Raw genomic sequence first — 3,542 nt, 5'->3', positions numbered from 1 at the left:
ACCGGCAACCTCGACCCGGCCACCGGAGCTGGGATCATGAACCTGCTGGGAGCGATCAACCGGGTGGGGACGACCGTCGTCATGGCCACCCACAACGCCGCCCTGGTGGACACCATGCGCCGACGGGTCGTCGAGCTCGAGCACGGGACGCTCGTGCGTGACCAGGCATCCGGCGGCTACGAGCCGGCCCCCTGACGCCGTGACCACAAAGCCCGGCAAGCCCGGTAAGCCTGATAAACCCAACAAACCAGGCCTATCCGATGAACCGGATGAGCCGGGCAGACCGGATGGGAAGAGCGGGCCGGGCGGGAAGAGCGGGGCCGACGGCTCGGGCAGGCCCGACGGGAAGAGCGGGCCGGACGGCTCGGGCGGGCTCGGCGGGCTCGGGAGGCTCCGGCTTCCCAGGCCGCCGGGCAGCGGCAGCGAGGACATGGCCGGGATGCGCGCCGGGGCGTTGCTCGCGATCGGCCTCACCAGCCTGCGGCGCAACCTGGCGACCTCCGTCGCGGTGATCGTCACCGTGGCCATCTGCCTGACCCTGCTCGGCGCCGGGCTGCTGCTGCGGGCCCAGGCCCACACCGTCGACGGTTTCCTCCTGGACCGCATCCAGGCCGTCATCGACCTCGACGACAACATCTCCGGCGCCGAACGCGACGCCCTCGCGGCCGACCTGCGTGCCGACCCCCTGGTGCAGGCCGTCCGCTACGAGGACAAGGCGCAGGCGTTCGAGCGCTTCAGGCGCGACTTCCGCAACTCGCCCGACATCGTCAGCGGGGTGAGCGCGGCCGACCTGCCCGCTTCGTTCCGTCTCACGCTCGCCGACCCGCGCCGGGCCGGCGAGATCATCACCGGTTACGCCGGACGGGACGGGGTCGACCGGGTCCGTGACCAGCGTGCCCTGCTCGCCCCGCTCTACCGGATCCTGGACGCCTGCACCATCGGCGCGTTCGCGCTCGCCGCGGTCCAGGCGCTGGCCGCGTTCGCGCTGATCTACACGATGATCCGGGTCTCCGCGCACGGCCGGCGCCGGGAAACCGCGATCATGCGTCTGGTGGGGGCGACGAACGGGACGATCCGGGCCCCGTTCGTGCTGGAGAGCGCCGTCGCCGGGATGGTCGGTGGCCTGTTCGCCGCGGCCGCGCTGATCGCGGGCAAGATCTACCTCGTCGATCACCGGTTCGCCCGCCAGACGGCGTTCCCGCTTTTCGGCTGGGACGCGGTGTGGGCCGCCGTGGCCGGCGTCCTGCTGGTCGGCACCGGGGCGTCCGCGGCGATGGCTTCTGTCGCGCTACGCCGCCACCTGCGTGTTTAGGCAGCGGGCTGGAAGGCTGGCCGACCCTCAGGGGGTCGCCGGACGGCCGGCGGCGGCGTGATCGCTGTGCTTCCGCGTGGCTGGTCGGCGGCGGCGTAACCTCGGTGGAACCTGGTAGGGAAAGAATGAGGTACCCCGAACGTGGCCAAGGAGACCGGCCGGAAGCTGGTTGCGCAGAACCGGCGTGCCCGGCACGACTACACCATCCTCGACACCATCGAGGCCGGGATCGTGTTGCAGGGCACCGAGGTGAAGTCGCTGCGCGCGGGCCGGGCATCCCTGGTGGACGCCTTCGCGCAGATCAGCGACGGGGAGGCGTGGCTGCACGGCGCGCACATCCCCGAGTACACCGAGGGCACGTGGACGAACCATGCCCCGCGGCGGCGTCGCAAGCTGCTGCTGCACCGCGACGAGATCGCCAAGCTGGTCGGCAAGACCAGGGAGGGCGGCCTCACCCTCGTCCCGCTGTCCCTGTACTTCAAGGACGGCCGGGCGAAGGTGGAGATCGCCCTGGCCCGGGGGCGCAAGACCTACGACAAGCGCCAGGTGCTCGCCGAGCGGGACGCGTCACGCGAGGTCTCCCGGGCCATGGGACGACGGGCCAAGGGCCGCGACGACTGAGGTCCCCTGAGTTCGCCGGCCGGCCTTTCAAGATCTCTGATGGATCACCCGGTGCCGCCCGAACCAGCCGGTGCGCCGACGGGAACACGTCCGGCACGTTCGACGTTGGCTGTTTGGCGTCGGGCCAGGGCGCGTCACGTTGACCAGGGCGTGTCATGGTGCGGCGACTCGGGTAGGATGAACATGAAAGCAGCGTTGACCGACATGTTGATCAACGTGTCGGCTAGCGTGATATGAACCAACATGACACGGGGGTGACCGGTTTCGACTTCGGACGTCGGGATAGGGGAAGCGGGCCGAGGATGAGCGGTTATCTCGTAAACGATCCGCTCGAAGAAACAACTGCCAACAAGTCGCAGTCTGCTACACCCCGCACTTTCGCCCTCGCGGCCTGAGCGGGATCAAGTAGCCGTCAGCCTGAGAGTGCCTCCGGCTCAGGACCTGGCGTCGCCAGGAGGATCACCTTCTGATCCGGTCACGGGATCGGCAAGGAACACCTCACAGTGACTGAGCCCACACCGGCTTGCCTGCGTGACCGGTGGGGCTGAGAAACAACAAGCAGGCTGCGCCCGGAGAAGTCCTGTTGCGGGGCCGGAGGACGCGGGTTCGATTCCCGCCACCTCCACCACGATGAGTTATAACGTCCTGACCTGGTCAAATAGGTGTACTCTATGAGTTCCGCTGCTGGGTTGACGGGAAGATGCCCAGGTCAGAGGCTGATCGACTGGTTCGATTCCTCCGACACAACGGTCGCTGCCGACTACAGCATGTAGCCGGCAGCGACGCGGTCCTAGAGCGCCGGTCAGGTAACCCCATACGTATCCCCCCTGAGCGGCGGCACGCTTCGATGGACGTCGGCCACCGAAGAAGATCAGCGTAATTTTGTCGTTGTGTACGTTTTTGCAGCCAAAAAGCGTACACAACGACAAACTATCCATGGATCATGGCCTGTACGGATGGTCATGGATGGGATCCGCGCTACTTGACCGGCGCTCTAGCCACTGTCGTGCTGTTTCGGCTCGGTAGGGACGGCTGGACCACCCGGGCTGCTACTCGCCGGAATGCCAGTCGAGGACGTCTCAGGTGCGAACTGTCCATCGCGGTGCAGCCGGTGAGAAACGCCGCAACCGCAGGGTGTCGCCGAGCACGGTGAGGCTGGGGCAGGCCATGGCTCGGGGGACGGCCGGCCCGCCCTCCTCCATAGGCGCGACGGTGCCCGCGACGACCGGCTCGCCGTCCCACAGCTCCGGTCGTGCCTACCCCGGGAAGGGCCTGGAACGACTGGGCGACGAGCTGACCGCCGCGGTGTGCGGCACCGTGCCGCTACGGCCAGCTCGTCGCGAGCGCCGCTCCGGTCAGGCGGCCGAGGTCTCGTGCTGCCCTCGTGACCGGCTACGTGCCAGGCATACCAGGATGTCGATCAGGATGAAGGCACCCAGGGACACGCCGAGGACGGGCAGTGCCCAGCCGATCGCCGCGGTCACGAGGGCGGTGACCACCAGGGCCGGTTTCCAGATGTGCCGCCAGGCGCCGCGTACGGGCGGGGGGCCGACGATCCGGGTGCGGTCGGCGCGGGTGGGGCGGCGCTGCCACCACATGCGGTAGCCTT

General features: G+C 68.7%; 2 protein-coding genes, 1 other RNA gene and 2 pseudogenes. 4 read left to right on the top strand and 1 reads right to left on the bottom strand.

Going from position 1 to position 3,542, the window contains the following annotated elements; all coding sequences use genetic code 11:
* The 4 genes and pseudogenes from AC5LSR_RS17085 to ssrA form a co-directional block, all read left to right on the top strand.
* Positions 1 to 195 (top strand): annotated as a pseudogene (locus tag AC5LSR_RS17085) (cell division ATP-binding protein FtsE); the annotation flags it as partial.
* Between the two features lie 244 nt (positions 196 to 439).
* The gene (ftsX, locus tag AC5LSR_RS17080; RefSeq protein ID WP_250286618.1) at positions 440 to 1,312 is read left to right on the top strand and encodes a permease-like cell division protein FtsX; all 873 of its coding nucleotides are present in this window, start codon (positions 440 to 442) and stop codon (positions 1,310 to 1,312) included.
* A 141-nt stretch (positions 1,313 to 1,453) separates the two neighbouring features.
* Positions 1,454 to 1,933: an SsrA-binding protein SmpB gene (gene smpB, locus AC5LSR_RS17075; RefSeq protein WP_250286617.1), complete on the top strand. Its 480-nt coding sequence runs from the start codon at positions 1,454 to 1,456 to the stop codon at positions 1,931 to 1,933.
* A 250-nt stretch (positions 1,934 to 2,183) separates the two neighbouring features.
* Positions 2,184 to 2,561: a transfer-messenger RNA gene (ssrA, locus tag AC5LSR_RS17070) on the top strand.
* A 727-nt stretch (positions 2,562 to 3,288) separates the two neighbouring features.
* Here ssrA and AC5LSR_RS17065 read toward each other — a convergent pair.
* A pseudogene (locus AC5LSR_RS17065) lies at positions 3,289 to 3,542 on the bottom strand (PepSY domain-containing protein); the annotation flags it as partial.

The sequence above is a fragment of the Protofrankia sp. CiP1_Cm_nod4 genome, from assembly GCF_982290645.1.
This window is presented reverse-complemented; position numbering and strand designations above follow the sequence as displayed.

What these genes read in the sequence shown, in the direction of transcription:
- ftsX (WP_250286618.1), top strand. Translation starts at nt 440, where the DNA reads ATGCGCGCCGGGGCGTTGCTCGCGATCGGCCTCACCAGCCTGCGGCGC.